Annotated in this window: 27 protein-coding genes and 1 riboswitch; of the genes, 18 read left to right on the forward strand and 9 right to left on the reverse strand. The window is 69.9% G+C overall.

Annotated elements, in window-relative coordinates:
* Positions 1-91: 91 nt before the first annotated feature.
* Positions 92-646: a glycoside hydrolase family 25 protein gene (locus ACIGXP_RS21680; protein WP_363214634.1), complete on the reverse strand. Its 555-nt coding sequence runs from the start codon at positions 644-646 to the stop codon at positions 92-94.
* A gap of 80 nt (positions 647-726) precedes the next feature.
* Positions 727-1,758, reverse strand: a complete 1,032-nt coding sequence (locus ACIGXP_RS21685; RefSeq protein WP_399770545.1) for a phosphatidylinositol-specific phospholipase C domain-containing protein — start codon at positions 1,756-1,758, stop codon at positions 727-729.
* A gap of 151 nt (positions 1,759-1,909) precedes the next feature.
* Here ACIGXP_RS21685 and ACIGXP_RS21690 point away from each other — a divergent pair, with 151 nt between their 5' ends.
* From ACIGXP_RS21690 to ACIGXP_RS21700, 3 genes are read left to right on the forward strand one after another with little or no spacing between them, the layout of a single operon-like run.
* Positions 1,910-2,089: a CopG family transcriptional regulator gene (locus tag ACIGXP_RS21690; protein WP_363214632.1), complete on the forward strand. Its 180-nt coding sequence runs from the start codon at positions 1,910-1,912 to the stop codon at positions 2,087-2,089.
* A gap of 1 nt (position 2,090) precedes the next feature.
* Positions 2,091-2,441: a VOC family protein gene (locus ACIGXP_RS21695; RefSeq protein ID WP_399770548.1), complete on the forward strand. Its 351-nt coding sequence runs from the start codon at positions 2,091-2,093 to the stop codon at positions 2,439-2,441.
* Positions 2,438-3,298: a class I SAM-dependent methyltransferase gene (locus tag ACIGXP_RS21700; protein ID WP_399770550.1), complete on the forward strand. Its 861-nt coding sequence runs from the start codon at positions 2,438-2,440 to the stop codon at positions 3,296-3,298. The genes ACIGXP_RS21695 and ACIGXP_RS21700 overlap by 4 nt, the downstream gene beginning before the upstream one ends.
* A gap of 107 nt (positions 3,299-3,405) precedes the next feature.
* Here the strand turns inward: ACIGXP_RS21700 and ACIGXP_RS21705 are convergent, their stop codons facing one another.
* From ACIGXP_RS21705 to gcvT, 4 genes are all read right to left on the reverse strand, one after another.
* A complete protein-coding gene (locus ACIGXP_RS21705; protein ID WP_363214629.1) occupies positions 3,406-4,773 on the reverse strand; it encodes an L-serine ammonia-lyase in 1,368 nt (455 codons plus the stop codon).
* 91 nt (positions 4,774-4,864) lie between these two features.
* Entirely contained in the window at positions 4,865-6,133 is a 1,269-nt protein-coding gene (gene glyA / locus ACIGXP_RS21710; RefSeq protein ID WP_399770553.1) for a serine hydroxymethyltransferase, read from the reverse strand.
* 14 nt (positions 6,134-6,147) lie between these two features.
* Positions 6,148-6,525, reverse strand: coding sequence for a glycine cleavage system protein GcvH (gcvH, locus tag ACIGXP_RS21715; protein WP_399770556.1), 378 nt, complete (start codon positions 6,523-6,525; stop codon positions 6,148-6,150).
* A gap of 108 nt (positions 6,526-6,633) precedes the next feature.
* Positions 6,634-7,761: a glycine cleavage system aminomethyltransferase GcvT gene (gene gcvT / locus ACIGXP_RS21720; protein WP_399770559.1), complete on the reverse strand. Its 1,128-nt coding sequence runs from the start codon at positions 7,759-7,761 to the stop codon at positions 6,634-6,636.
* A 155-nt stretch (positions 7,762-7,916) separates the two neighbouring features.
* A riboswitch (glycine riboswitch) is annotated at positions 7,917-8,016 on the reverse strand.
* 162 nt (positions 8,017-8,178) lie between these two features.
* Here gcvT and ACIGXP_RS21725 point away from each other — a divergent pair.
* The 10 genes from ACIGXP_RS21725 (at position 8,179) to ACIGXP_RS21770 (ending at position 19,612) form a co-directional block, all read left to right on the forward strand.
* Positions 8,179-8,823, forward strand: a complete 645-nt coding sequence (locus ACIGXP_RS21725; protein ID WP_363214625.1) for an AAA family ATPase — start codon at positions 8,179-8,181, stop codon at positions 8,821-8,823.
* A gap of 146 nt (positions 8,824-8,969) precedes the next feature.
* Positions 8,970-9,761 carry an enhanced serine sensitivity protein SseB gene (locus ACIGXP_RS21730; protein ID WP_363214624.1) on the forward strand — a complete coding sequence of 264 codons (792 nt, stop codon included), beginning with the start codon at positions 8,970-8,972 and terminating at the stop codon, positions 9,759-9,761.
* Positions 9,762-9,961: 200 nt separating this feature from the next.
* Positions 9,962-10,744, forward strand: a complete 783-nt coding sequence (locus ACIGXP_RS21735) for an enhanced serine sensitivity protein SseB C-terminal domain-containing protein (protein WP_399771067.1) — start codon at positions 9,962-9,964, stop codon at positions 10,742-10,744.
* 270 nt (positions 10,745-11,014) lie between these two features.
* The gene (locus ACIGXP_RS21740) at positions 11,015-12,022 is read left to right on the forward strand and encodes an ABC transporter permease (RefSeq protein WP_363214622.1); all 1,008 of its coding nucleotides are present in this window, start codon (positions 11,015-11,017) and stop codon (positions 12,020-12,022) included.
* A gap of 70 nt (positions 12,023-12,092) precedes the next feature.
* On the forward strand, positions 12,093-13,880 hold the full coding sequence (locus ACIGXP_RS21745; RefSeq protein ID WP_399770563.1) for an ABC transporter substrate-binding protein: 1,788 nt from the start codon (positions 12,093-12,095) through the stop codon (positions 13,878-13,880).
* Between the two features lie 110 nt (positions 13,881-13,990).
* A complete protein-coding gene (locus ACIGXP_RS21750) occupies positions 13,991-14,989 on the forward strand; it encodes an ABC transporter permease (protein WP_363214620.1) in 999 nt (332 codons plus the stop codon).
* Positions 14,986-16,083: an ABC transporter ATP-binding protein gene (locus tag ACIGXP_RS21755; protein WP_363214619.1), complete on the forward strand. Its 1,098-nt coding sequence runs from the start codon at positions 14,986-14,988 to the stop codon at positions 16,081-16,083. Before ACIGXP_RS21750 ends, ACIGXP_RS21755 begins: the two co-directional genes overlap by 4 nt.
* Positions 16,080-17,414 carry an ABC transporter ATP-binding protein gene (locus ACIGXP_RS21760; protein ID WP_399770567.1) on the forward strand — a complete coding sequence of 445 codons (1,335 nt, stop codon included), beginning with the start codon at positions 16,080-16,082 and terminating at the stop codon, positions 17,412-17,414. Before ACIGXP_RS21755 ends, ACIGXP_RS21760 begins: the two co-directional genes overlap by 4 nt.
* A gap of 99 nt (positions 17,415-17,513) precedes the next feature.
* Positions 17,514-18,905: a M1 family metallopeptidase gene (locus tag ACIGXP_RS21765; protein WP_399770570.1), complete on the forward strand. Its 1,392-nt coding sequence runs from the start codon at positions 17,514-17,516 to the stop codon at positions 18,903-18,905.
* 47 nt (positions 18,906-18,952) lie between these two features.
* Positions 18,953-19,612, forward strand: coding sequence for a trimeric intracellular cation channel family protein (locus tag ACIGXP_RS21770; RefSeq protein WP_363214617.1), 660 nt, complete (start codon positions 18,953-18,955; stop codon positions 19,610-19,612).
* Here ACIGXP_RS21770 and ACIGXP_RS21775 read toward each other — a convergent pair.
* Positions 19,521-20,810 carry an alpha/beta hydrolase-fold protein gene (locus ACIGXP_RS21775; RefSeq protein ID WP_363214616.1) on the reverse strand — a complete coding sequence of 430 codons (1,290 nt, stop codon included), beginning with the start codon at positions 20,808-20,810 and terminating at the stop codon, positions 19,521-19,523. The two genes, ACIGXP_RS21770 and ACIGXP_RS21775, sit on opposite strands and share 92 nt — an antisense overlap.
* Before the next feature lie 164 nt (positions 20,811-20,974).
* Between ACIGXP_RS21775 and ACIGXP_RS21780 the strand changes: the two genes are divergently transcribed.
* A complete protein-coding gene (locus ACIGXP_RS21780) occupies positions 20,975-21,862 on the forward strand; it encodes a thioesterase family protein (RefSeq protein WP_399770575.1) in 888 nt (295 codons plus the stop codon).
* A 180-nt stretch (positions 21,863-22,042) separates the two neighbouring features.
* Here the strand turns inward: ACIGXP_RS21780 and ACIGXP_RS21785 are convergent, their stop codons facing one another.
* Positions 22,043-22,651, reverse strand: coding sequence for a TIGR03086 family metal-binding protein (locus ACIGXP_RS21785; RefSeq protein ID WP_399770578.1), 609 nt, complete (start codon positions 22,649-22,651; stop codon positions 22,043-22,045).
* Between the two features lie 101 nt (positions 22,652-22,752).
* On the opposite strand from ACIGXP_RS21785, the gene ACIGXP_RS21790 reads away from it, so the two are divergent.
* On the forward strand, positions 22,753-23,727 hold the full coding sequence (locus ACIGXP_RS21790; RefSeq protein WP_399770581.1) for a helix-turn-helix transcriptional regulator: 975 nt from the start codon (positions 22,753-22,755) through the stop codon (positions 23,725-23,727).
* A 28-nt stretch (positions 23,728-23,755) separates the two neighbouring features.
* Here ACIGXP_RS21790 and ACIGXP_RS21795 read toward each other — a convergent pair whose 3' ends face one another.
* The gene (locus ACIGXP_RS21795; protein ID WP_363214612.1) at positions 23,756-24,382 is read right to left on the reverse strand and encodes a TetR family transcriptional regulator; all 627 of its coding nucleotides are present in this window, start codon (positions 24,380-24,382) and stop codon (positions 23,756-23,758) included.
* Between the two features lie 145 nt (positions 24,383-24,527).
* On the opposite strand from ACIGXP_RS21795, the gene ACIGXP_RS21800 reads away from it, so the two are divergent.
* The 3 genes from ACIGXP_RS21800 to ACIGXP_RS21810 all read left to right on the forward strand — a co-directional run bounded on the left by ACIGXP_RS21800 (position 24,528) and on the right by ACIGXP_RS21810 (position 26,443).
* Complete coding sequence (locus tag ACIGXP_RS21800) at positions 24,528-24,695, forward strand: hypothetical protein (protein ID WP_363214611.1); 168 nt, start codon at positions 24,528-24,530, stop codon at positions 24,693-24,695.
* Between the two features lie 46 nt (positions 24,696-24,741).
* The gene (locus tag ACIGXP_RS21805) at positions 24,742-25,020 is read left to right on the forward strand and encodes a DUF4190 domain-containing protein (RefSeq protein ID WP_399770585.1); all 279 of its coding nucleotides are present in this window, start codon (positions 24,742-24,744) and stop codon (positions 25,018-25,020) included.
* Positions 25,021-25,273: 253 nt separating this feature from the next.
* A complete protein-coding gene (locus ACIGXP_RS21810; protein ID WP_399770587.1) occupies positions 25,274-26,443 on the forward strand; it encodes a cysteine desulfurase family protein in 1,170 nt (389 codons plus the stop codon).
* The last annotated feature ends 207 nt before the right edge of the window (positions 26,444-26,650 follow it).

A 26,650-nucleotide genomic window follows, 5' to 3' on the forward strand; every position in this document is an offset into this window, starting at 1 on the left:
GTGCGGTGAAGATTCGACACCTCCACCACACACGGGGGCCTTCGCCACGATCAAGACCGGCCAGCGTTAACAACGCTCGTGATCAATACACCTAGGGCGTGGCCCACTCCTTCAGTGCGGCCTTGCTGGCGAAGCCGGCCACGTCCTTGTCGTGCGGCTCGCTGGTGTACTGGTGGAACCGCCACTTCGCCTTGATGCGGGGATGGCCGGCGGTGACGTAGTCGGCGATCCAGAGGCCGTCGCCCGCGTAGGAGGTGGTGTCGATGTTCAGCCAGAAGTCGCGATTGCAGTAGAGCACGACCCGGTTGTGCGGCCGTAATCCCTTCAGTGTGCGGATGAAGTGGTCCTTCTCCGCGTTGCTCGCATGCGTGCCCTCGCCCGTGGTCTCCCAGTCGACCGCGAGGATGTCGCCGGCGCGGTCGGGGGCGTGCCGGACGAAGTACTCGGCCTGGGCCGTGAGACTGCCGGGCCAGAGGAAGTGGTAGAAGCCGACGACCAGTCCGGCGTCGCGGGCCCTCTTGGTCTGGGCGGCGAGCCGGGGATTGACGTACGAACGGCCCTCCGTCGCCTTGATGAAGACGAAGGAGAGACCGTCCGTGTCGTACGCGGAGGACTGGAACGCGCTGACGTCGATGCCGTGGAGCATGGAGGAGTTGTGCCCGCCCCGGCGTCGGCGGAATCCTCAGCTCCGAGTCGTCGTCGGCTCCGGCCGTCGTCGGCCTGCCGTCAGCTCCTGGGCGTCGTCGAACTCAGCACCAACGCCGGCTTCGCCGACCAGTCGGAGGTGATGAGGCTCGCGTGGTTCTTGGCCAACAGGGCCAGCCGGGCGGCGACTTCGGCGTCCGTCGGGTTGGTGGAGGAGATGGCCGGTGAGACGCCGGCGGCGTCGGTCATGATCGAGACGTAGTGGTTCGTGGAGTAGAACGAGGTGCTGTAGCCCTTGTTGACGTACGTGGCCGCGTCACCGTCGAAGAACACGAACCAGGGCCGGATCGAGGCGTCGTAGCGGCTGACGCGCGGGTCCCCGTTCTCGGCGCCCAGCACCGCGGGGAACGCCTGCGCCCGGCCGATCTGCCCGGCCGCGTACAGCTCGTGCAGATGGTCGCCGTACTCCTGGTCCGTCCAGTAGTGGTCGAACGGGTTGGACTGCTCCACCGTGCCCGGGATCAGTTCGAAGAGGAACTTGCCCTTGAGTGAGTCGCGGGAGGGCCAGGCGTTCGCCTTGGCGGCCGCGTCGAGGGAGGGGTACGTCCCGCCGAGCAGGTCGGCCGGCTTGTAGACGCTGCTGCCGAGCTTCTGGGAGACGAGCGTGTCGAACTCGTCCGGTCCCATGCCGGCGTTGTTGTTGAAGCCGACCTTCATCTCGACCTTGATGACGATCGGCGGGTGGTCGGGGTGGAGCTGGTTCCAGGCGGCCATGTTGTCCAGGCAGCTGCCCAGGTCCTGGTTGCGGCTCTTGCTGTAGAGCTCGCCGGGGGCCTTGGCGGCCTCGCAGTTGTTGTTGTTGCCGAGCGGGTTGCTGTGGCTGACCCGCCAGCGGTGGCTGAGGGTGTCCACGTACACGTCCAGCTCCAGCAGCGAGGCGCCGGAGTCCAAGGCCTGGGCGAAGTAGGTGTACTTGGCCTTGTCGTAGGCGTTGTGCGTGCCGATGGCCGTCGTCTCGGAGAACTTCGGCGCCGCCGCGCGGGCGTTGCCCGGTCCCACCACCAGCAGCGCCGCCGCCCCCGCGAGTGCCGCGACCCGTCTCACTGCGCCCATTGCCAACTCCCCTTCGCGTTTGTCGAGTTGGCGGCAGCGTATGAGTGAGTGATTACTGCGCGGTAGCCCCTGAAGGAACATCAGCCGCTTCCGGGCAGGGAGCGATGCGTCACCCTGGCGGCTAGATTGCTAGCATGCTAGCCTCGGGATCGTGGGTGATGAGGAAGTCAAGCAGTTCAACGTGTACCTGCCGATCGGACTGATCAAGCAGGTCAAGTACCGCGCCATCGAGTCGGGCATGTCCTTGTCGGCGCTGGTCGCAGACGCGCTGCGCGCCTACCTCGACGACGCCCGACGGCAGGAACAGCCCCCGACCGAGAAGGAGACCTGAGATGGCGACCGAAGGCATCGAAGCCGTGTTCCTGGAGACCCACAACTGGGGCAGGGCGGCCAGGTTCTTCCAAGCCCTGGGCTACGACCTGGAGTTCGAGACCGACCACAACTCCGGCCAGTTCCGCAACGGCGAAGGCCCCTCCGTCTTCATCGCCGAGATCCCCGAGGACCGGGAGCCGCAGACGCAGATCGTGCTGAAGGTGCCGGACGCGGACGCGTTCCGCGCCGACCCCGACGTCGAGGTGGTCACACCGTTCGAGGACACCCACTTCGGGACGCGGATGATGACGGTCCGCGACCCCGACGGCCGGCTGTGGAGTCTCCAGGCCCCCCGGAAGGACCAGCCGTGAGCGGCGGGCGGACCGAGGCGCCGGACAACACCGCGGTGCGGTGCGCCCTGTGGCGGGCGATGCACGTCCGGACCGACCCGCCGCCGCACGTGTTCGAGGACGAGATCGGCCTGCGCCTCGCCGACCCCGGCCCGAACTGGCGCAGCCGCCCGGACATGGACCCGAGCGCCACCAGGGCGTTCCGCGCGGCCATGGTGGCCCGCGCCCGTTTCATCGAGGACCTGGTCGCCGAGCAGGCCGGCCGCGGCGTCGACCAGTACGTCATCCTGGGCGCCGGCCTGGACACCTTCGCCCAGCGCGCCCCGGAGGCCGCCTCCCGCCTGCGCGTCTTCGAGATCGACCAGCCGGGCCCGCAGGCCTGGAAGCGCCGCCGTCTGGCCGAACTGGGTCTCGCCGTCCCGGACCGCCTGCACCTGGTGCCGGTGGACTTCGAGGCGAGCGGCGGCTCCTGGACGGCGCACCTCACCGCGGCGGGCTTCGACCCGGGTCGCCCGTCGGTCATCGCCTCCACCGGCGTCACCATGTACCTCACCAAGGAGGCCACCGCCGCCACCCTGCGCCGGATCGCCGGGCTGGCACCCGGTACGACCCTCGCCATGACCTTCCTGCTGCCGGAAGAGCTCGTGGACGAGCGCGACCGCGCCGGCCTCAGGGCGAGCGAGGCGGGCGCCCGGGCGTCCGGCACCCCGTTCCTCAGCTTCTACACCCCGCGCGAGATGCTGGACCTGGCCCGGGAGGCCGGCTTCACGGACGTCCGGCACGTCTCCGGCGCCTCGCACGCCGAGCGCTACTTCGCCGACCGCACCGACGGCCTGCGCCCGTCGACCGGGGAGGACCTGCTGCTGGCCCGGACCTGACGGACCCCCCCATTGCATGACGCTCGGCACAGCGGGTCCGTCTCGCCGGGGGTCTGGCCGGCTGCAGGCGCAACCGCACCGTCCCCCCGGCACCGCCGGCCCGTCGCCTAGCACTCGATGATGTTCACCGCCAGCCCGCCCCGGGCCGTCTCCTTGTACTTCACGGACATGTCCGCGCCGGTGTCCTTCATGGTCTTGATGACCTTGTCCAGGGACACCTTGTGGGAGCCGTCGCCGCGCATGGCCATCTTGGCGGCGGTGACCGCCTTCACCGCGGCCATGCCGTTGCGCTCGATGCACGGGATCTGGACCAGGCCGCCGACCGGGTCGCAGGTCAGGCCGAGGTTGTGCTCCATGCCGATCTCGGCGGCGTTCTCCACCTGCTCGGGGGAGCCGCCGAGGACCTCGGCGAGGGCGCCCGCCGCCATGGAGCAGGCGGAGCCGACCTCGCCCTGGCAGCCGACCTCGGCGCCGGAGATGGAGGCGTTCTCCTTGAAGAGCATGCCGATCGCGCCGGCGGCCAGAAGGAAGCGGACGACGCCGTCCTCGTCCGCGCCGGGGACGAAGTTGATGTAGTAGTGCAGGACCGCCGGAATGATGCCGGCCGCGCCGTTCGTGGGGGCCGTCACCACGCGGCCGCCCGCCGCGTTCTCCTCGTTCACCGCCATCGCGTAGAGCGTGATCCACTCCATCGCGTGCGCCAACGCGTCGCCCTCGGCACGCAGTTGGCGGGCCGAGACGGCGGCGCGGCGGCGGACCTTCAGACCGCCGGGCAGGATGCCCTCACGGGACATGCCGCGCTGCACGCACTCGCGCATCACCCGCCAGATCTCCAGCAGGCCCGCCCGGATCTCCTCCTCGGTGCGCCAGGCGCGCTCGTTCTCCAGCATCAGGGAGGAGATCGACAGGCCCGTGTCCTTGGTCAGGCGCAGCAGTTCGTCGCCGGTGCGGAACGGGTACTTCAGGACCGTGTCGTCCAGCACGATGCGGTCCGCTCCGACCGCGTCCTCGTCCACGACGAAGCCGCCGCCGACCGAGTAGTACGTCTTGGAGAGCAGCTCCGCGCCCGAGGCGTCGTACGCCCATATCGTCATGCCGTTGGCGTGGTACGGCAGGGCCTTGCGGCGGTGCAGGATCAGGTCGTCGTCGAACGAGAAGGGGATCTCGTGCTCGCCGAGGAGCGAGATACGGCCCCCGGTCCTGATGCGCTCGACCCGCTCGTCCGCCGTCTCCACGTCCACCGTGCGGGGCGAGGCGCCCTCCAGGCCGAGCAGGACCGCCTTCGGGGTGCCGTGACCGTGGCCGGTGGCGCCGAGGGATCCGTACAGCTCGCACCGCAGGGAGGCCACCGGGTCCAGCAGGCCTTCGTTGCGCAGGCGACGGGCGAACATGCGCGCCGCGCGCATCGGGCCGACCGTGTGGGAGCTGGACGGGCCGATGCCGATCGAGAACAGGTCGAAGACCGAGATGGCCACGGTCACTCCTCAAAAAAGCAGAACAGGGGTGGTGGGGCACCCTCGGACACTCTCCTGCGAGTGCCCCACCGGGGACTTGCCTGGTCCGGGCCTACTTGTTCAGGCCCGGGTACAGCGGGTGCTTGTCGGCGAGCGCCTTCACGCGCGCCTTGAGGGCCTCGGCGTCGTACGACGGCTTCAGCGCCTCGGCGATCACGTCCGCGACCTCGGCGAAGTCCTCGGCCGTGAAGCCGCGGGTCGCCAGGGCCGGCGTACCGATCCGCAGGCCCGACGTCACCATCGGGGGCCGCGGGTCGTTCGGGACCGCGTTGCGGTTGACCGTGATACCGACCTCGTGGAGTCGGTCCTCGGCCTGCTGCCCGTCCAGCTCCGACTCGCGCAGGTCGACGAGGATCAGGTGCACGTCCGTGCCGCCGGACAGGACGTTCACCCCGGCCTCACGGGCGTCCGCCGCCGTCAGGCGCTCGGCGAGGATCCGGGCACCCTCCACGGTACGACGCTGGCGCTCCTTGAACTCCTCCGAGGCCGCGACCTTGAAGGAGACGGCCTTCGCCGCGATCACGTGCTCCAGGGGACCGCCCTGGAAGCCCGGGAAGACGGACGAGTTCAGCTTCTTCGCGAAGTCCTTGCTGCGGGCGAGGATGATGCCGCCGCGCGGACCGCCCAGCGTCTTGTGCGTGGTGGAGGTGACCACGTCGGCGTACGGCACCGGGTTCGCGTGCAGCCCCGCAGCGACCAGTCCGGCGAAGTGCGCCATGTCGACCCACAGGTGGGCGCCGGCCTCGTCGGCGATCCGGCGGAACTCGGCGAAGTCCAGCTCACGGGGGTATGCCGACCAGCCCGCGATGATCACCTTCGGGCGGTGCTCCTTGGCCAGCCGCTCGACCTCGGCCATGTCGACCAGGCCGGTGGCGGCGTCCACGTGGTAGGCGACCACGTTGAACTGCTTGCCGGAGAAGTTCAGGCGCATGCCGTGGGTCAGGTGGCCGCCGTGGGCGAGGTCCAGGCCGAGGATGGTGTCCCCGGGCTGGGCCAGCGCGAACAGGGCCGCCTGGTTCGCGGAGGCGCCGGAGTGGGGCTGGACGTTGGCGTACTCGGCGCCGAACAGCTCCTTGATCCGGTCGATGGCGATCTGCTCGGCGACGTCGACGTGCTCGCAGCCGCCGTAGTAGCGGCGGCCCGGGTAGCCCTCGGCGTACTTGTTGGTCAGCACCGAGCCCTGCGCCTCCATCACCGCGAGCGGCGCGAAGTTCTCGGAGGCGATCATCTCCAGCGTGGACTGCTGGCGGCCGAGCTCGGCGTCGACCGCGGCGGCGATCTCCGGGTCAAGCTCGTGCAGGGGCGTGTTCAGGGAGGTCATACGGCTACGACTCCTCAGCCGGCGTTCTGGGCGGTGTACTCGTCGGCGGAGAGCAGGTCGGCCGGCTCCTCCGTGACGCGCACCTTGAACAGCCAGCCGCCCTCGAAGGGGGCCGAGTTCACCAGCGACGGGTCGTTGACGACGTCCTCGTTGACCTCGGTGACCTCACCGGTGACCGGCGAGTACAGGTCCGAGACGGACTTGGTCGACTCCAGCTCGCCGCAGGTCTCGCCCGCGGTCACCGTGGAGCCGACCTCGGGGAGCTGGGCGTAGACCACATCGCCGAGCGCGTTGGCCGCGAACTCGGTGATGCCGACCGTCGAGACGCCGTCCTCGGCGGCCGACAGCCACTCGTGCTCCTTGCTGTAGCGCAGCTGCTGGGGGTTGCTCATGGCCTGAATTCTCCTGTACGCGCGGGAGTGCTGATGAAGGGGGACGGTGGAAACCGCTGGTGAGCAGCGGAAACGTGCGCGGGGTCACACAATGACCGCGCCCAGTGTCTACTTCTGGCGCTTGTAGAACGGCAGCGCCACGACCTCGTACGGCTCGTGGCTGCCCCGGATGTCCACGCCGACGCCCGCGGTGCCGGGCGCCGCGTGTGCCGCGTCGACGTAGGCCATGGCGATCGGCTTGCCCAGGGTGGGGGAGGGGGCGCCGGAGGTGACCTCGCCGATCACCTGGCCGCCCGCGACGACGGCGTACCCGGCACGCGGCACACGCCGGCCCTCGGCGATCAGCCCGACGAGGACCCGCGGCGGGTTCTCCTGAGCCCGGGCGGCGGCCTCGGTGAGCGCCTCGCGCCCGACGAAGTCGCCCTCCTTCTCGAACTTCACCACCCGGCCGAGCCCGGCGTCGAAGGGGGTGAGCGCGGTGGTCAGCTCGTGCCCGTACAGCGGCATGCCCGCCTCCAGGCGCAGGGTGTCCCGGCAGGACAGGCCGCAGGGGACCAGGCCGACGCCCTCGCCGGCCTTGGTCAGCGCCTGCCACAGCTCCACGGCGTGCTCCGGCTTCACGAACAGCTCGAAGCCGTCCTCGCCGGTGTAGCCGGTGCGGGCGATCAGCGCCGGGACGCCGGCGACGGTGCCGGGCAGGCCGGCGTAGTACTTGAGGCCGTCGAGGTCGGCGTCCGTGAGCGACCTCAGGATGCCGGGGGACTCCGGCCCCTGCACGGCGATCAGCGCGTACGCGTCCCGGTCGTCACGGACCTCGGCGTCGAAGCCGGCGGCGCGCTCGGTCAGCGCGTCCAGCACCACCTGGGCGTTGGAGGCGTTGGCGACGACCATGTACTCGGTCTCGGCGAGCCGGTAGACGATCAGGTCGTCCAGGATGCCGCCGTCGGCCTGGCAGATCATGGTGTAGCGGGCGCGGCCGACGCCGACGGAGGCGATGTTGCCGACCAGGGCGTAGTTGAGGAGGGCGGCGGCCTGCGGGCCGGTGACGGTGATCTCGCCCATGTGGGAGAGGTCGAACAGACCCGCCTTCGTACGCACGGCGATGTGCTCGTCGCGTTCGGAGCCGTAGCGCAGGGGCATGTCCCAGCCGGCGAAGTCGGTCATCGTCGCATCGAGCGAGCGATGCAGCGCGTCCAGCGCGGTATGGCGCAGCTCAAGGGGTTCGGTACTGCTCATCGGACGGTCGTCTCCCAGGAAAGCAGGACAGGCGAGGAACGTTCCTCCCCATCTGTCATCGGAACCTGAGAGGTTCGCCAGGACCGCCACAGGGACGATCACGGCTTGCACCTTGGGTGGAGCCACTGTCGCAGCGGCCCGCTTTTCAGATGTGCCTCGCCCGCGCGGTAACGGGGCCTGAGAGATTCAAGGGAGGGACTTGCTCCTTCGGCGTCCCGGCAGCAGTGCTGCCAGGAACTCTCCCGCGCGGATTCAAGCGGCCGGTATGCAGTTGGCGGCCACATCATTGCACGGCGGGCCGGCTTTTGTAACCGACCTGTGGCAGGACGCGGACCCCTTCGCCACCCTCGTTCATTACCTTCTCTTTACGCGTAGCGGGCAGGAAGATTACCGGGCCGACAGGGGAGGAAGATCACGATGAACAGCACCCCGGTGTACGCCACCGTCACCACCGGCATCGCCGTGCCCGGGCAGCGCACCGCCCCTTCCCCCGTCGTCCGCGACCTGCGCGACCGCGCCGGCCGCAGCCCGCACGCCCTGCTCTTCGGCCCCGAGGACCTGGTGGTGATCGCCGGCCTGCCCGGCAGCGGCAAGTCCACCCTGATGCGGCGCGCGGTCGCCGGGCGCCGCATCGACTCCCAGGACATGCGCGACCGCTTCGCGGCCCGCCTGCCCCGCGCGCTCCCGTACGCCCTCTACCGCCCGCTGGTCCGCCTCGCCCACTACGCCGTCCTGCGCCGCGCCCTGCGCACCGGCGAGGGCGTCGTCGTCCACGACTGCGGCACCCAGTCCTGGGTGCGCGCCTGGCTCGCCCGCGCGGCCCGCCGCCGCGGCGGCACCCTCCATCTGCTCCTGCTCGACGTCACGCCGGACACGGCCCGCGAGGGCCAGCGAACCCGCGGCCGGGCCGTCTCCCGCTACGCCTTCCGCCGCCACCGCCGTACGACCGCCCGGCTGCTCGCCGCGGTCGGGCGGGGCGAGCCGCCCGCGGGCTGCGGCTCCGCCGTGCTGCTGGACCGCGCGGCGGCGGACACCCTGCGGCGGATCGCATTCACCGGATGAGGGGGCCCAGGGCTGAGGGGGGCACAGGGCTGAGGGGGGCGATGAGCACCAGGGTGAGGGGGACGATATGCGCAGGGGCAGGGACTGTCACAGCCACCCGCTAGCCTTCTTGGTCACAGCAGAGATTTCCAGCAGGCGGTAGGCAGATGGACTTCCCGGCGGACATTCCCGCGGACTTCCCGGCACAGGCGCACCCCCAGCCGCACGGCGGCTGGCCCGGCAACGAGCTGGAGGAGGTGCTCTCGGCCTCCCTCGGCATACCCGCCGCGGCCGGCCGGATCATCGAGGTCCTGGGCCGCAGTCTGCTGTGGATCCCGCTGCCGAGCGGGGGCGGCCCCGACAGCGGCGCTCTGGACCTGCCCACGCTGGACATCGCCGGCCAGGCGTACGTCCCGGTGTTCAGCTCCGAGGAACAGCTGCGCCAGGCGGCCGGCTCCCACATGGCGTACACCATCGCTCCCGCCGTGGAGTTCGCCCGCGGTCTGCCCCCGCAGGTCGGCATCGCCGTGAACCCCGACGCTCTGGTCGGCATCCCGCTTCCGCCCGAGGCGGTGGCCGAGCTGTGCCGGGCCGGCCGCACCCCGCTCGACGGCCCCGGCACCGGCGGCCGGGTCCGCCTCTTCGAACCCGACTGGCAGGACGACCCGGTCGACTTCCTCTCCGCCGCGTCCGCCGAGTTCGCCGAGACCGGCGTGGTCCTCACCGCCCGCCGCTGCCTGGCCGCCATAGAGACCGACGACCCGGTGATGTTCGTCGGCGTGGAACTCTCCCAGTGGGAGGGCGACCTGCGCACGCTCCCCATGCAGGCCCTGGGCCGCGCCCTGGGCAAAGTCCCGGTCAAGTGGCCGATGAACCTGGTCCTCCTCGACGTGACGGACGACCCGGTGGCCGCATGGCTCAAGGCGAACGTCCGCCCCTTCTATCAATACGGTCACTAGAAGTACGGCCACCGGGTACGACGCGGGGGCAGCCGGCCCAGGGGCGCGGGGAACCGCGCGACGAGCCCCCCACACACCCGCACCCGCGCACGCACAGAAGGCCCGGAGCCACTGGGCGCTTAAGCTGTCTCCAAACGCGGGGCACGAAAAAGAGAAGGGCACGACAGGTGAGCGCGAGCCACAGCGGCAGCGTCGAGCACATGCTGCGCCAGGTCACGCCCGGACGCTACGACGCCTACGAGGCCCTGCTGCGTGCCCTCGCCACCCCGTCCGCCGGCCAGATCTGGATGCTCCTGTGGCACGGCCAGGCCGGCTCCCCGGACGCCCAGTACGGAAACATGGAGGTCGACGGCTTCCAGTACGCCCCCTGCGTCACCTCCGCCCAGGAACTCTCGGCCAGCGGCTGGAACCGGTCCTACGAGGTCGTCGAGGGGCTCGACGTGGCCCGCACCCTCTACCCGGACCACTACGGTCTCTGGCTCAACCCGCACGCCCCGGGCGGCGGCGTCGGCATCCCCTGGCTGGACCTGCGCCGCATCGCCACGGGCCTGGACCGCCAGCCCGCCGGCCCTCTCCGGCTGACCGAACCCGGCATCGAGATTCCGCAGTTCTACGCCCTGCTCGCGCAGAACGCCCATCGCACACCGGCCCTGCGCTCGCTGCGCCGCGCCTGGGTGCAGCCCGCGCTCGGCGCCCCGTATCTCGCCATCGGCCTGGACGTGTACGACACCTCGCCGGCCGCGGTCGACTCGGTGCGCGCGATGATGCAGCAGTCCGTCGGCGCGGTCCCGGAGGGCCTGCCGGTGTCGACGGTCGCGATGACCGACGAGTACGACCCGGTCGTGATGTGGATGCGGGCCAATGCCCGCCCGTTCTACGACCGTGACGCCCACGCCGCGCCACAGCCCCAGCTCCAGGCCTCTCCCCAGCAGCAGGCGCCCGTCGCCGGATACGGCTATCCACCGGTGCACGGCAGCTACTGACCTGGGCTCATCGCCCGTATGTCCCGTTTTGCCCACGCAGTTGTCCGGCCGGCTCTCGTCCGGTCGCCGTAACTTCCTGTCCGCATAACAGGAAACGCCTGCTTGCATCACGGTTGCGCATCCATTCCTCGTCAAGGCTGGCGGCTGATCGCGCAAGCGTTGAAGACTCCCCCTTCAAGGGGTTCGCCCCTGTGTACGACGGACTGTTTGATGCCGCTACCAGCGGCAAGTGCGGGCCGGCTACCGCCGGTTGAGAGGGGTCCCAGCCTGATGACGGCACCATTGCACGAGCCGACCGCGGAAGCGGCCCCGGGTGCGGCAGAGGAAGCGGCGGTCGCGGCCACCGACGCGAAGGCCGTTCAGGGCCGGTCCCTGGGCCGGATCGCCTGGGAACGCCTCAAGCGGGACAAACTGGCCCTCACGGGCGGCGTAGTCGTGCTCCTCCTCATCGTGGTCGCACTGCTCGCACCGGTGATCACGAGTCTCGTCGGTCAGGACCCGGACCTCTACCACCAGGGCCTGATCGACCCGCTGTTCAGCACCCCCAAGGGCTCGATGGGCGGCATCAGCGGCGACCACCTGCTCGGTGTCGAACCGGTCAACGGCCGCGACATCTTCGCCCGCATCCTCTACGGCGCCCGGATCTCGCTGCTCGTCGGCTTCCTGTCCGCCGTGGTCGCCGTCATCCTGGGCACCATCCTCGGCATCCTGGCGGGCTTCTTCGGCGGCTGGGTGGACTCGGTCATCAGCCGGGTCATGGACGGCCTCCTCGCCTTCCCGCAGCTGCTGTTCATCATCGCGCTGGTCTCCGTCATGCCCAACCAGATGCTGGGGCTCACCGGCACGGGCGTGCGTGTGTTCGTGATGATCCTGGTCATCGGCTTCTTCGGCTGGCCGTACATCGGCCGCGTGGTGCGCGGCCAGACGCTCTCGCTGCGCGAACGCGAGTACGTCGAGGCGGCCCGCTCGCTCGGCGCCGGGCAGCTCTACATCCTCTTCAAGGAGCTGCTGCCCAACCTCGTCGCGCCCATCATCGTGTACACGACGATGATGATCCCCACGAACATCCTGACCGAAGCGGCGCTCAGCTTCCTGGGTGTGGGCGTCAAGCCGCCCACCTCCTCCTGGGGACAGATGCTCTCGAGCGCGATCGACTACTACGACTCGGACCCCATGTACATGGTGATCCCGGGCGTGGCGATCTTCATCACGGTTCTGGCCTTCAACCTCTTCGGCGACGGCGTGCGGGACGCGCTCGACCCGAAGGCCTCCCGCTGAAGTGCCGTACCCCAAGCGTCCCGTGAGCTCTCCCACGGGGTCTCTCATCAAATCCGGAGGATCCGAGATCGTGAACACCCAACGCACCTCAGGGCGGCGCAAGCAGGCCCTTGCCGCTGCCGCAGTGGTCGCCGGGCTGCTGACCACGGCGGCGTGCGGCGGAGGCAACGGCGGCGGCTCGAAGGACGGCGCGGCCGGCTTCAACGCGGCGGTCAACAAGGTTGCCCAGGCCGACCAGGTCAAGAAGGGCGGCACGCTGAAGTTCGTGAGCACGCAGGACGCCGACTCGTGGGACACCACGCGCGGCTACTACGGGTTCATGTGGGACTTCTCGCGCTACTACAGCCGTCAGCTGGTCACCTACAAGACCGCGCCCGGTGCCGAGGGCGCCACGCTCACCCCGGACCTCGCCACCGACATGGGCAAGGTCTCGGACGGCGGCAAGACCTACACCTTCACGCTGCGTGACGGCGTCACCTGGGAGGACGGCAAGCCGATCACCTCCCAGGACGTCAAGTACGGCATCGAGCGCGTCTGGGCGCAGGACGTCCTGTCCGGCGGTCCGATCTACCTCCAGCAGATGCTGGACCCGAAGAACACCTACAAGGGTCCGTACAAGGACAGCGCCAAGGACCACCTGGGCCTGAAGGCGATCTCGACGCCGGACGCGAAGACGATCGTCTTCCACCTGCCTGCGCCCAACTCGGACTTCCTCCAGACGCTGGCGATGACCACGGGCTCCCCGGTCCGCCAGGACAAGGACACCAAGTCCAAGTACGGCCTGCACCCGTTCTCCTCGGGTCCGTACAAGTTCGAGTCGTACGCCCCGGGCAAGAACCTGGTCCTGGTCCGCAACGACAAGTGGCAGGCGTCCTCCGACCCGGTCCGCAAGGCGTACCCGGACAAGATCACCCTGGACATCTCCACCAACCAGGTCAACTCCGACCAGCAGCTGCTCAACGGCGACTACGACGTGGACGCCAGCCAGACCGGCCTGGGCCCGCAGGGCCGTCAGATCGCCCTGAAGCAGCACAAGGACAACCTGGACAACCCGGTCTCCGGCTTCATCCGCTACGCGGTCTTCCCGCAGAGCGTCAAGCCGTTCGACAACATCCACTGCCGCAAGGCCGTGATCTACGCCGCCGACCACGTGTCGCTGCAGACCGCCCGCGGTGGCCCCATCGCCGGTGGTGACATCGGCACCAACATGCTCCCGCCGTCGGTCGCCGGTGGCGAGGGCCAGAAGTACGACCCGTACCAGATCGCGACCAAGAACAAGAACGGCAACGCCGACCTGGCCAAGCAGGAGCTGAAGGCCTGCGGCAAGGCGGACGGCTTCTCCACCACCATCGCGGTCCGCAACAACAAGTCGCAGGAAGTGGCCACCGCCGAGTCCCTGCAGGCCGCGCTGAAGAAGGTCGGCATCAACGCCGACATCTACCAGTACGACGGCTCGCAGTCCCCGGGCATCATCGGCTCGCCCTCGAACGTGGCGAAGAAGAAGCTCGGCATCATCATCATGGGCTGGGGTCCGGACTTCCCGACCGTCCAGGGCTACGGCATCCCGCTGTGGAGCAGCAAGTACATCCTGCAGAGCGGTAACAACAACTACGCCCTGATCAAGGACAAGACGATCGACGGTCTCTTCGACCAGTACACCACCACGCTGGACAACTCGAAGAAGACCCAGCTCGCCACGGAGATCAACCACAAGGTCTCGGAGGGCGCGTACTACCTGCCCTTCACCTTCGAGCGGCTGCTCAACATCCGCTCCTCGCGTCTGGCCAACGTGTACACGACGAACGCGTACAGCGGTTACTACGACTTCGTCAACCTCGGCCTGAAGTCCACGAAGTAAACCCGGCACACCCGCCGTACGGCACGAAAGGCAGGTGAAGGCCGGCGCGGCGAGCCGCGGGCCCACCGGAAGATCTCCGGGGGCCCGCGGTCCGCGGCGGGCCGTTAGCTGTGCTCGCTTACCTCATCAGGCGGCTGTTCGCCGCCGCAGTGATGCTGGTGGTCATCATCCTGGTGGTCTTCAGCATCTTCTTCCTCGTCCCCAAGTGGGCGGGCGTGGACATCGCCACGAGCTTCGTGGGCAAGCAGGCAGACCCGCACGCCGTCGAGGCGGTGCGCGAGAAGCTGGGTCTGGGCGACCCGATCTACGTCCAGGTCTGGCACTTCTTCAAGGGCATCTTCGTCGGCCGCACCTTCTCGGCCGGCGGTGACGTCACCCACTGCGCCGCGCCGTGCTTCGGCTACTCCTTCCGCAGCGAGCAGGCCGTCTGGCCGGTGCTGACCGACCGCTTCCCGGTGACCCTGGGGCTCGCGCTCGGTGCCGCCGTGCTGTGGCTGGTCTTCGGTGTCGCGGCGGGTGTGCTCTCCGCCCTCAAGCGGGGCAGCATCTGGGACCGCGGCGCGATGGTCGTCGCCCTCAGCGGCGTGTCCCTGCCGATCTACTTCACGGGCATGCTCGCCTCGGCGATCTTCGTCTTCGGACTGAACTGGTTCGGCCCCAAGTACATCCCGCTCGGCGACAGCGTCTCGGGCTACTTCGGAAGCATGATCCTGCCCTGGGTCACCCTCGCCTTCCTGTACGCGGCGATGTACGCCCGTATCACCCGCGCCACCATGCTGGAGATCCTCGGCGAGGACTACATCCGTACCGCCCGCGCCAAGGGCCTCACGGAGCCGGTCGTCATCGGCAAGCACGCCATGCGGTCCACGATGACCCCGATCCTGACCATGCTCGGCATGGACCTCGGCGCCCTCATCGGCGGCGCGATCCTCACCGAGACCACGTTCAGCATCCCCGGCCTCGGCCAGGCGGTGCTGACCGCCATCAAGAACCAGGACCTGCCCATCATCCTGGGCGTGACCCTGATCACCTCCCTCGCGGTGCTCATCGCCAACCTCGCGGTGGACATCCTGTACGCCGTGATCGACCCCCGAGTGAGGCTCGCATGACCGAACTCAGCAAGACCGGAGCGGCCGTGGGCGAGCCCACCAGCTCCTCGCCCGCGCCGAGTTCCTTCCTCGAAGTGCGCGACCTGAAGGTGCACTTCCCGACCGACGACGGCCTCGTGAAGTCCGTCGACGGGCTCAGCTTCAAGCTGGAGAAGGGCAAGACCCTCGGCATCGTGGGCGAGTCGGGTTCCGGCAAGTCCGTGACCTCGCTCGGCATCATGGGCCTGCACACCGCCGGCCAGTACGGCAAGCGCAAGGCGCAGATCTCCGGCGAGATCTGGCTGAACGGCACCGAGCTGCTGTCCGCCGACCCCGACCACGTGCGCAAGATGCGTGGCCGCGAGATGGCGATGATCTTCCAGGATCCGCTGTCGGCGCTGCACCCGTACTACACGATCGGCGCGCAGATCGTGGAGGCCTACCGGATCCACCACGACGTCGACAAGAAGACCGCCAAGCGTCGTGCGGTCGAGATGCTCGACCGCGTGGGCATCCCGCAGCCGGACAAGCGGGTGGACAACTACCCGCACGAGTTCTCCGGTGGTATGCGCCAGCGCGCCATGATCGCCATGTCCCTGGTGAACAACCCCGAGCTGCTCATCGCGGACGAGCCGACCACCGCGCTCGACGTGACGGTCCAGGCGCAGATCCTGGACCTGATCCGCGACCTGCAGAAGGAGTTCGGCTCCGCGGTCATCATCATCACCCACGACCTGGGCGTCGTCGCCGAACTCGCCGACGACATCCTGGTGATGTACGGCGGCCGCTGCGTCGAGCGCGGTCCCGCCGAGAAGGTGTTCTACGAGCCCCGCCACCCCTACACCTGGGGTCTGCTCGGCTCGATGCCGCGCCTGGACCGCGACCAGCAGGAGCGCCTGATCCCGGTCAAGGGCTCCCCGCCCTCGCTGATCAACATCCCGTCCGGCTGCGCCTTCAACCCGCGCTGCCCGTACGCGGACCTCCCGAAGGACAACCTGACCCGCACGGTCCGCCCCGAGCTGACCGAGGTCGGCGACAAGCACTGGGCCGCCTGCCACATGTCGCAGGAGCAGCGGGAACGGATCTGGACCGAAGAGATTGCGCCGAAGCTGTGAGTGAGAACGCAGAGGACAAAGCAGGGGGCATCCCCGCACAGGGCGACGGCGCGGAAGAGAAGTCCGCCGGTACGGCCACGCTCACGAAGGACGCCGCTCCCGGCGAGATCCTGCTCAAGGTGACCGGGCTGCAGAAGCACTTCCCCATCAAGAAGGGCCTGCTCCAGCGGCAGGTCGGCGCCGTGCGCGCGGTCGACGGGATCGACTTCGAGGTGCGCTCCGGCGAGACCCTCGGTGTCGTGGGCGAGTCGGGCTGCGGCAAGTCGACGATGGGCCGGCTGATCACCCGGCTGCTCGAACCGACCGCCGGCACCATCGAGTTCGAGGGCAAGGACATCACGCACCTCGGCGTGACCGGGATGCGTCCCTTGCGCCGCGACGTGCAGATGATCTTCCAGGACCCGTACTCGTCGCTGAACCCGCGCCACACCATCGGCACGATCGTCGGGGCCCCCTTCCGGCTCCAGGGCGTCGAGCCCGAGGGCGGCATCAAGAAGGAAGTGCAGCGGCTGCTGTCGGTGGTCGGTCTCAACCCCGAGCACTACAACCGCTATCCGCACGAGTTCTCCGGCGGTCAGCGCCAGCGCATCGGCATCGCCCGCGCGCTCGCCCTGAAGCCGAAGCTCGTCGTCGCGGACGAGCCGGTCTCCGCGCTGGACGTGTCGATCCAGGCGCAGGTCGTGAACCTCATGGACGACCTCCAGGAGGAACTCGGCCTGACGTACGTGATCATCGCGCACGACCTCTCGGTCGTCCGGCACGTCTCGGACCGCATCGCGGTGATGTACCTCGGCAAGATCGTCGAACTGGCCGACCGGGACTCGCTGTACAAGGCGCCGATGCACCCGTACACCAAGGCGCTGATGTCGGCGGTGCCGATCCCGGACCCGGCGCGCAAGAACGCGAAGAGCGAGCGCATCCTGCTCAAGGGTGACGTGCCCTCGCCGATCGCGCCGCCCTCGGGCTGCCGGTTCCACACCCGGTGCTGGAAGGCGACGGAGATCTGCCGGACCACCGAGCCGGCGCTGCTGGAGCTGCAGCCCGGTCAGCGGGTGGCCTGCCACCACCCGGAGAACTTCGAGGACCAGGCCCCGCAGGACACGGTGCTGCTGACCGCCGCGAAGGAGGCGGCGGAACTGGTCGCCGACGAGGTCCTCGCGGAGTCGGCGGAGACGTCGGCGGCAGTGGCGGCGGAGCTGGCCGAGGGAAGCGGCGAGGAGTCCGCCGAGGCCGGTGCCGAGGAGGCAGATGCCGAAGAGGCCTCTGCAGAGGCTTCCGAGGAGCCGGCCGCGGGTTCCGGGACCGAGTCCCAGGAGTCAACCGACAAGTAGCGCATGACAGTCCGGCAAAGTCATGCACATGCCTGAACGGGAGAGTGCAGAGTCGTCCGTGTCCGACCACTGATCGGTACACGCTCGAAAGGGACGACCATGGCACTCTCCCGTTCGGCACGCCTGGGGGCCGTCGCGACCGCGGCGGCCTCCTTCCTCGTCATCGGCGCTTCCCCCGCCCCCACTCCGGGCGCCCCCGGCATCGGTGACCCCTACTTCCCCCGCCTCGGCAACGGCGGATTCGACGCCCTGCACTACGGCCTCGACATCGCCTACGCCCCGGACACCGGCCGCCTTGACGGCCGTACCACCCTCACCGCCCGCGCCACGCAGAACCTGTCGTCGTTCGACCTGGACCTGCAGCAGTTGCAGATCACCAGGGTCGAAGTGAACGGCAGACGGGCCGAGTTCACGCGGGACGGCGACGAGGTGACGGTCACACCCCGCCGAAGCCTGGCGCGCGGGCGTACCTTCACGGTCACCGTCACCTACGGCGGCACACCCCAGCCCCTCAGCGGGCCCATCGTGTTCGGCTCCAAGTACGGCTGGATGAAGACCGCCGACGGTGTCTTCGTCGCCTGTGAGCCCAACGCCGCCTCCACCTGGTTCCCGTCCAGCGACCACCCCTCCGACAAAGCCACCTACGACATCCGGATCAAGGCGCCGAAGGGCCTGACCGGCGTCTCCAACGGCCGGCTCGTGTCGACGTACGACAAGGGCGGCTCGACGTACACCCACTGGCGCGAGTCGAAGCCGATGGCGACCTACCTCGCCACCGCCACCATCGGCAGGTTCGACGTGCGCACCGGCCGCACCCCGGGCGGCATCCCGGTCTACGTCGCGATCGATCCCGTCCTGAAGAACAGCAGCAGCGTCGACGTGTACGCCGTGACCGCCGCCGCGACCGACTACTGGTCGCACGTCTTCGGGCCGTACCCGTTCGAGGAGACCGGTGCGATCGTCGACGACATGCCCGAGGCCGGGTTCTCGCTGGAGGTGCAGAGCAAGCCCGCCTACTCGGCCGTGCGCAGCGAGACGACCATCGTGCACGAGTTGGCCCACCAGTGGTTCGGCGACTCGGTGAGCGTGGCCCGGTGGAAGGACATCTGGCTCAACGAGGGCTTCGCCAGCTACGCCCAGTGGCTGTGGGCGGAGCACCAGGGCACGCGCTCGGCCCACGACTCCTTCCTCGCCGCCTACAACGCCCGTCCGGCGGACTCCGGCTTCTGGCAGATCGAGGTCGCCGACCCGCAGCGCGACACGATGTTCTCCTCCGCCGTCTACCAGCGCGGCGCGATGACGCTCCAGGCACTGCGCGAACGCATCGGCGACAAGGCCTTCTTCAGGCTGCTGCCCGCCTGGACCAGGCTCCACCGGTACGGCGACGCGGACACCGCCGGCTTCATCCGCCTCGCCGAGCGCGTCAGCGGGCAGAAGCTGGACGACCTGTTCGACACCTGGCTGTTCACCACAGGGAGACCGGCCTTGTGAGCCTGGCTTTGTAAGGTTCACGCCCTTCGGCAGGTGAGAATACCGGGGTGCAGCTCCAGCAACTCTTCAGTCCCTCCGTCCAGCACACGCTCGATGTCATCGGCATCTTCGTGTTCGCGATCTCCGGCGCCCTGCTGGCCGTCCGGAAGAACTTCGACGTGTTCGGCATCGCCGTGCTCGCCGAGGTCACCGCGCTGGGCGGAGGGCTGTTCCGCGACCTGGTCATCGGCGCCGTGCCCCCGGCAGCCTTCACCGACCTCGGGTACTTCCTCACCCCGCTGTTCGCCGCGCTGGTCGTCTTCTTCCTGCATCCGCACGTGGAACGCATCCAGGCGGCGGTGCTGGTCTTCGACGCGGCCGGCCTCGGCCTGTTCTGCGTCAGCGGGACGACCAAGGCGTACAGCTACGGCCTCAACCTGACCGCGTCGGCGACCCTGGGTCTCGCCACCGCGGTCGGCGGCGGTGTGCTGCGCGATGTGCTCGCCAACGAGGTGCCCTCACTACTGCGCTGGGACCGCGATCTGTACGCGGTCCCAGCGATCGTGGGCTCCACCATGGTGGTGCTGTGCCTGCGCTATGACGCCCTGACCCCCCTCACCAGTGGGCTCGCGGCCGTCACCGCTTTTGTGCTGCGCCTGCTCGCGATGCGGTTCCACTGGCGAGCTCCGCGCGCGTGGAACCGCCGTTCGACGGTGACTGAGGAGTAGTGCCGGTGGTTCCGGCGGCGTTCCCGGTGGGAGAACCCGTGGTCCCACCGAGAGAGCGGTCCTGCCCCTTGGCGTGGTTCTGGCCCATCTGCAGGGTCAGCCAGCGGAACACCGCGCCGACCTGGGGCCGCCACAGCGCCATGTTGTGGCCGCCCGCGCTGCGCGGCAGGAATACCACGTGCACGGTGGTCGGTGCCTTGGCGACGGACTCCAGCGCCAAGCCCGCCTCGTAGCCGTCGCGGGACTCGCCGGAGACGTAGAGCGCGATCCGGGGCGGCACGGCCGCCTTCTTCAGGATCAGATAGGGGTTGTTCTGGGCCCGCAGGGTTGGGTTCTGCGCCGCGAGGGAGTTGCGCTCGCCGATCGGGTCGTTGTAGCCGGACAGGCTCACCCCGGCCCGGTACCGGTCCGGGTGCGCCACGGCCAGCTTGACCGCGCAGTGGGCGCCTGCGGAGTAACCGGCCACGGCCCAGCCCTGCGGCGCCGGCTGGGCACGGAAGTTGTCCATGACCATCTTCGGCACGTCGATGCTGAGCCAGGTGTCGGCGTTGACCTGACCGGGGATGTTCGCGCAGCCGGTGTCCACGCCGGCCAGCAGGTTGGTGCGCGGGGCGACCATGATGAAGGGCGCCACCTGGCCGCTCTGCATCATCGGCAGCAGCTGCTCGTGCGCCCTCATGGAACCGAACCAGGCCTTCGCCGAACCGGGGTAGCCCGGCAGCACCTCCACCACCGGGAACTTCTTGTGGCGGTAGGCGGGGTCGTTGTACTGCGGCGGCAGCCAGACGTAGACCTCGGCGTTCACACCCGAGACCCGGCCCTTGAGCTGGGTGATGCGCACCCCGCCGGCCGCACTCATCCCGGGTCCGGAGGCTGCGGTGAAGGTCTGCTTGACCTTGGGCAACCGTTTCACCGCTATGCCGCCGGTGCCGTCCCGGCCCAGGTCCCGGGCCTGCTGGACGTGGTTGCCGGTGCCGAGCAGATCGGCCCAGTTGTCGTACAGGTTGTTCTGGTTGTTGACCAGAACGAAGATCAGTGCGACGGCGGTGCCTTGGGCGAACAGCAGCATCAGCACGCGGGCGGCGGCACGCAGGGGCTTGGGCCCGCGCACTCGCGACCACAGCACGAGCGGCAGTATCAGTGCAACCACGGCCAGCACAATGGTCGTGTAGAGGAACGGAGTCCCGGTGAGGCTCATGCCCCCATAGATGGAAATCAGGCCTCCAAGGTTGTGGACGAGTCGGCACACTTACCGAGAAATTGCCGGAACCTCACCCGGCAGACGGATCCGGGGCCCTCGGGTGCCCTGATAGGTGACTCGAAAAGCTACCGCTTAGTAGTTTCCTATTGTACCGTTCATCCATGTCAGAAGCAGCTTCCGCCCCCGCCGCACAGGCCGTGATCGGCGACAGCGAGTTCGACCGCGACACGGCGGTCACCCGACGCGAGCCCGGTGTCTATGACATCGACCTCTCGGCCGGCTGGACGATCTTCGACGCCGTGAACGGCGGCTACCTGCTGGCTGTGCTCGGCCGGGCCCTCTCGGACACCCTTCCGCACCCGGACCCCTTCACCGTCTCCGCGTACTACCTGACCGCCTCCCGGCCCGGCCCGGCGGTCGTCCGCACGCAAACGGTCCGCACGGGCCGCACCCTCTCCACGGGCCAGGCCTCCCTCCTCCAGTACGACGACGAGGGCAACGAGGTCGAACGCATCCGCGTCCTCGCCTCCTACGGCGACCTCGCCACCCTCCCCGACGACGTCCGCACGACCGCCGCCCCGCCCGCGATCCCGCCCCTCGACCAGTGCTTCGGCCCGGAGGACGCTCCCTCCGACGTCCGACTGCCGTCGGGTGGGACGCCGATCGAGGGCGGCTCGTCGATCGCCGACCGCCTGATGCTCAAGCTGGACCCCTCGACCCTGGGCTGGGCGCTTGGCGCGCCCTCCGGCAAGGGAGAGATGCGCGCCTGGTTCGGGCTGGCCGACGGCCGTGACGCCGACCCGCTGTCGCTGCTGCTGGCGGTGGACGCCCTGCCGCCCACGGCCTTCGAGCTCGGCCTGAAGGGCTGGGTGCCCACGGTCGAACTCACCGTCCACGTCCGCCGCCGTCCCGCCCCCGGCCCGCTGCGGGTGTCCATCACCACCCGCAACCTGGCCGGCGGCTTCCTGGAGGAGGACGCCGAGGTCTGGGACAGCGAGGGCAACCTGGTCGCCCAGTCCCGCCAGCTGGCCCGGGTCGGGCTCGGCTGAGCGGAGGCCTCCGGCCGGCGGGACGGCTGTGGTCCGGGTTCGGCCGAGCGGTGGCCTCCGGTCCGAGGGGGCGCTGCGGTCAGGGCTCGGCTGAATGGCCCGGTGGGGCCCGGCCGGAGAAAAGCCTGCGGTGCGGGCGGTCGGGGCGGTTGTGGGTCCGGCCCGCTGTGGTGGCGGGCGTCAGGCGCGGCTGAGCGGGGCGCGGCCGAGCCAGGCGGCCAGCTGCTCGTAGAGATCGGCGCCCTCGGGTGTGGGGCGGCGGGTGTCGAAGGGGGTGTCCTCGTCGCGGGGGCGGGAGTCGGGCAGCACCTGGCGGGCGGTGGTGAGCGCGAACCGGGCCAGTTCCGGGTCGAGCCGGTGCGGGTGCCCGAGGGCCTCGGCGAGGTCCCAGGTGTGCGTCACGATCTCCATCACATAGCCCGAGAGCGCCGCGTGGCCCGGTACCTCACCCCACGGCACCCGCACCGGGGCCGTCATCCGCTCGTCGCTCTCCCAGGCCTTCAGCACCCGGACGCGCACCTCGTCGTAGGCCGCCGCCCAGCCGTCGTCCTCGACACCGTCGGCGACGGGCTGCACGGCGAGTCCGTCGCCGCCCTCGCCGACCACGGCGATCCGCCGGGTGCCGCCGACGATGTGGCTCAGCAGGGCCCGTACGTCGAACTCGGTACACGGCGTGGGACCGTCGAGCTGGTCCGGCCGTACGGTCCTGATCAGGGCCGCCGCCTGGTCGGTGGCGCGGGCGTAGAAGGGGCGCGGGTCGATGAACTCGCTGCTCGTGCTGGTGGTCATGGTGTGCCTCTCGGTAGGTCGGTGCGCCGAGGATGGCGCGATAACCTGACACCCGCCGTCAACATTTGCGCGGGAATCCGTCCGGGCGGGATTCTGGGCCCGTGAAGTCCGACCGGCTCTTGTCGATCCTGTTGCTCCTGCAGACCCGGGGCCGTGTCCCCGCGCACGAACTCGCCGACCGGCTGGAGGTGTCGGTCCGCACCATCTACCGGGACGTCGAGGCCCTGTCGGCCTCCGGCGTCCCGGTGTACGCCGAGCGCGGCCGGCACGGCGGCATCGAACTCCTCGCCGGTTTCCGCACCGACGTCACCGGACTGACCGCCGACGAGTCCCGCGCCCTGTTCATCCTGGCCGCCCAGGGCGCGCACGCCGCGCTCGGGCTCGACGCGGCCCTCGGCTCCGCCCTGCGCAAGGTGATGGCCGCGCTCCCGGCGCCGCACCGGCCCGCCGCCGAGGTGACCAGCCGCCGCATCCTGGTCGACGCCACCCGCTGGATGAGCGGCCCCCAGCAGTCCGTCGACCTGGAGGTGCTCCAGGACGCGGTGTTCTCCGACCGGCGCCTGAAGCTGCACTACCGGCACAGCGGGGCGCGGGAGCCGCGGACGTACACCGTGGACCCGTACGGCCTGGTCGCCAAGGCCGGGGTCTGGTACCTGGTCGCCGACCGGCGCGGGGAGCCGCGGCTGTTCCGGGCCGACCGGATCCGCTCCGCCCGCCCGCTGGACGAGCCGGTACGGCGCCGGCCCGGGGTCGAACTCGCCGACGCCTGGGAGGCGTTGCGGCGTCAGGTGGAGGAGGGGCAGGGCGGGATCGAGGTCACCGTACGGGTCCGGCGCGAGCGGCTCGACATGTTCCAGCGGGTGGCCGCCGCCCAGCTGACGGCGGTGCCGGACGACGACGGCGAGAGCGAGTGGGTCACCGCCCGGCTGACCTACCCGGTGCTGCGCGCGGTCCGCCAACTCCTCGGGTTCTCCGACCAGGTGGAGCTGCTGGACCCGCCCGAGGCCCGCGCCGAACTGCTGGCGGCGGCTCGTTCCGTCACGGCCCTGTACGAGGAGGGCGGGGCCCGGAATTGACCGCCGACGGACAGGAATGCACCGCCTCTCAGTCCGTCCAGTGGCTGCGGCCGATGCTGATGAGCCGCAGCTGCCGGGTGGCGAGCTGCGCGACGCGCTCCCGCTCCTCCGCCGGGGATTCCAGTGCTTCCAGGAACAGGGAGGCGGTGATGAGCATCTGGTCGACGTAGAGATGCGCGAGCATCAGCAGGTCGTCGTCCTTCCAGCCCGCGGCCTCGGTGTCCTTGGCCAGCTCGGCCTTCACCTCCTCGGCGAAACGGACCAGTTGGGCCCGGATCGCCTCCCGCACCGGCTGTACCCCGCCATGTCGTTCCCGGGCGATAAACCGGACATGTGCGGGGTACGCGTCTACATGGCGGGCGATCAACTCGATGGCGCGCGTGATGCGTTCCTCGCTGTCGCCCGTCGTGGACACCGTCGTCCGCACCATCGGGTGCAGGCTGCCCAGTGCCTCGTCGACCAGCGCCACGCCCAGGTCGGCGGTCGAGCGGAAGTGCCGGTAGAAGGCGGTCGGGGCAACGCCGACGGCCCGGGTGACCTCGCGCAGGCCCAGGCTGCTCAGGCTCTGCTCCTCCAGCAGCGCGAGCGCCGCGTCGAGGAACGCCTGCCGGGTCTTCTGTTTCTGGGCCTGCCGGATGCCGAGGGTGTGACTCATGTCATCCAGTTAACAACTGTTCTCCGGAATTGGAAAGCCGTGGAACGCGCTAGAGTAGAAGTCAGTGAACAACTGTTACTACAACTGTTCACCGAAACTTCACACCGGCCCTGTACGAGGTATCTAGGAGGGGGGATCCGATCCCATGCTGTTCCTCGTCGCCGCACTCATGCTGCTCGGTGTCGTGCTGGGCACCGTCGCCCACGCGCCGCTGACCGTCACCGCCGCCGTCGCCGCGGTCATCGCCGTCTGGCTCGCCGTCTTCGCGATCCGCGAGCGCGTCGGCCGCCGGCGCCGTACGCCGGCCAACTGACCGTCCTCCACGGACCGTCCACCACGACTTCCAGGAGCTGAGCACCATGCAACTCACCGCACCGGTCACGAGCCGCGACGACACCCGGCCGGCCGCCCGTGATGCCGACGGCATGGCCGTGGCGTCCTTCATCCTCGGCCTTCTCGGCCTGCTCGTCCTCAACATCTTCCTCGGCCCGATCGCCATCGCCCTGGCCGCGGTGTCCCTCTGGCGCGGCACCACCCGCCGCGGCCGAGCCTGGCTGGGCCTCGCCCTGGGCGCAGCCGACCTGGCGGTCCTGGTGATCGCGATGCAGCTGTCCCACACGCTCTCGTGGAGCCTGTGACCCCGTCCGCCAACGCCTGACCGCCGCAGGCGACGGGCGTCGTTCCGCCGCCCGCACCGGGTCGCAGCCGGCCGCCGCGCTCCCCACGCCGTCCTGCCGTGGGCAGTCGTTCCGCACGGCGGAACGGGTGGGCACGGCCGACTGTGCCGGGCATCTCGTCACCAAGCCCCGGTGCAGCCGACGCAAGACGCTCCAGTCCGGGGCGGCCTCACGGCCGAGGCGAGCGGCAAGGGGGCCGTAGAATCAGGGCACCATGGCTTACCTCGACCACGCCGCGACAACCCCCATGCTCCCGGAGGCGGCAGAGGCCCTGACCGCCCAGTTGAGCATCACGGGCAACGCCTCGTCCCTCCACGCATCCGGCCGCCAGGCACGCCGCACGGTCGAGGAGTCCCGCGAAACCCTCGCGGAAGCGCTCGGCGCCCGCCCCAGCGAGGTCGTCTTCACCTCGGGCGGCACCGAGGCGGACAACCTCGCCGTCAAAGGCCTGTACTGGTCCCGCCGCGCCGCCGACCCGGCCCGCACCCGCGTCCTGGCCAGCCCCGTCGAACACCACGCCGTACTCGACGCCGTCCACTGGCTCGGCGAACACGAGGGTGCGACGGTCGAGTACCTCCCCGTCGACACCTACGGCCGTGTCCACCCCGAGGCCCTGCGCGAGGCCGTCGCCCGCAACCCCCACGACGTCGCCCTGGTCACCGTGATGTGGGCCAACAACGAGATCGGCACCATCCTGCCGGTCCGTGAACTCGCCGAAGTGGCCGCCGAGTTCGGCATCCCGATGCATGCCGACGCCGTGCAGGCCCTCGGTCAGGTCCCGGTCGACTTCGCCGCCTCCGGCCTCGCCGCGATGACCGTCTCCGGGCACAAGATCGGCGGCCCGTACGGCATCGGCGCGCTGCTGCTCGGCCGTGACCACACCCCCGTACCCGTCCTGCACGGCGGCGGCCAGGAACGGCACGTCCGCTCCGGCACCCTCGACGTCCCCGCCGTCGCCTCCTTCGCCGTCGCCGGCCGGCTCGCCACCGAGCGCCGCGCGTGGTTCGCCCGCGAGATCGGCGCCCTGCGGGACCAGCTGATCGACGCCGTGCGTACGGCCGTGCCGGACGCGATCCTCGGCGGCGACCCGGCCCCCGAGGGCCGCCTGCCGGCCAACGCGCACTTCACCTTCCCCGGCTGCGAGGGCGACTCCCTGCTGCTCCTGCTGGACGCCCAGGGCATCGAGTGCTCGACCGGGTCCGCCTGCACCGCGGGCGTCGCCCAGCCCAGTCATGTGCTGCTCGCCACCGGCACCGACCCGGACCTGGCCCGCGGCACCCTGCGTTTCTCCCTCGGTCACACCTCCACGGAGGCGGACGTCGAGGCGGTCGCGAAGGCGATCGGCCCGGCGGTTCAGCGGGCGCGCGCGGCCGGTCTCAGCTGACGTCGGGATGTCCGGCACGTGATCGAACGCCCGGGACGCGAAAGCGACCTACGAGGCGGGTTCCCTTCGCCGGCATTGTCCGGATCAGGTGATGGGGGTCGCCGTCGGGTCCAGTCCTTGCGACCTTCTGGCCTCTCAGCCCGAGCGTCGATGTCGGCACCAGCGGAGACGGTGTACCTCTCGTTGAAGAGATCATGTATCTCTCGC

The sequence above is a fragment of the Streptomyces sp. NPDC053069 genome (assembly GCF_044546895.1).
Lineage (GTDB): Bacteria > Actinomycetota > Actinomycetes > Streptomycetales > Streptomycetaceae > Streptomyces.

Coding starts and splice junctions, on each gene's coding strand:
- ACIGXP_RS21730 (WP_363214624.1), top strand. CDS start 8,970: ATGGACTTCCCGGCGGACATTCCCGCGGACTTCCCGGCACAGGCGCAC.
- ACIGXP_RS21735 (WP_399771067.1), top strand. CDS start 9,962: ATGCTGCGCCAGGTCACGCCCGGACGCTACGACGCCTACGAGGCCCTG.
- ACIGXP_RS21765 (WP_399770570.1), top strand. CDS start 17,514: ATGGCACTCTCCCGTTCGGCACGCCTGGGGGCCGTCGCGACCGCGGCG.
- ACIGXP_RS21780 (WP_399770575.1), top strand. CDS start 20,975: ATGTCAGAAGCAGCTTCCGCCCCCGCCGCACAGGCCGTGATCGGCGAC.
- ACIGXP_RS21680 (WP_363214634.1), bottom strand. CDS start 646: ATGCTCCACGGCATCGACGTCAGCGCGTTCCAGTCCTCCGCGTACGAC.
- ACIGXP_RS21795 (WP_363214612.1), bottom strand. CDS start 24,382: ATGAGTCACACCCTCGGCATCCGGCAGGCCCAGAAACAGAAGACCCGG.
- gcvT (WP_399770559.1), bottom strand. CDS start 7,761: ATGAGCAGTACCGAACCCCTTGAGCTGCGCCATACCGCGCTGGACGCG.
- ACIGXP_RS21810 (WP_399770587.1), top strand. CDS start 25,274: ATGGCTTACCTCGACCACGCCGCGACAACCCCCATGCTCCCGGAGGCG.
- ACIGXP_RS21725 (WP_363214625.1), top strand. CDS start 8,179: ATGAACAGCACCCCGGTGTACGCCACCGTCACCACCGGCATCGCCGTG.
- ACIGXP_RS21740 (WP_363214622.1), top strand. CDS start 11,015: ATGACGGCACCATTGCACGAGCCGACCGCGGAAGCGGCCCCGGGTGCG.
- gcvH (WP_399770556.1), bottom strand. CDS start 6,525: ATGAGCAACCCCCAGCAGCTGCGCTACAGCAAGGAGCACGAGTGGCTG.
- ACIGXP_RS21685 (WP_399770545.1), bottom strand. CDS start 1,758: ATGGGCGCAGTGAGACGGGTCGCGGCACTCGCGGGGGCGGCGGCGCTG.
- ACIGXP_RS21785 (WP_399770578.1), bottom strand. CDS start 22,651: ATGACCACCAGCACGAGCAGCGAGTTCATCGACCCGCGCCCCTTCTAC.
- ACIGXP_RS21800 (WP_363214611.1), top strand. CDS start 24,528: ATGCTGTTCCTCGTCGCCGCACTCATGCTGCTCGGTGTCGTGCTGGGC.
- ACIGXP_RS21775 (WP_363214616.1), bottom strand. CDS start 20,810: ATGAGCCTCACCGGGACTCCGTTCCTCTACACGACCATTGTGCTGGCC.
- ACIGXP_RS21695 (WP_399770548.1), top strand. CDS start 2,091: ATGGCGACCGAAGGCATCGAAGCCGTGTTCCTGGAGACCCACAACTGG.
- ACIGXP_RS21755 (WP_363214619.1), top strand. CDS start 14,986: ATGACCGAACTCAGCAAGACCGGAGCGGCCGTGGGCGAGCCCACCAGC.
- ACIGXP_RS21805 (WP_399770585.1), top strand. CDS start 24,742: ATGCAACTCACCGCACCGGTCACGAGCCGCGACGACACCCGGCCGGCC.
- glyA (WP_399770553.1), bottom strand. CDS start 6,133: ATGACCTCCCTGAACACGCCCCTGCACGAGCTTGACCCGGAGATCGCC.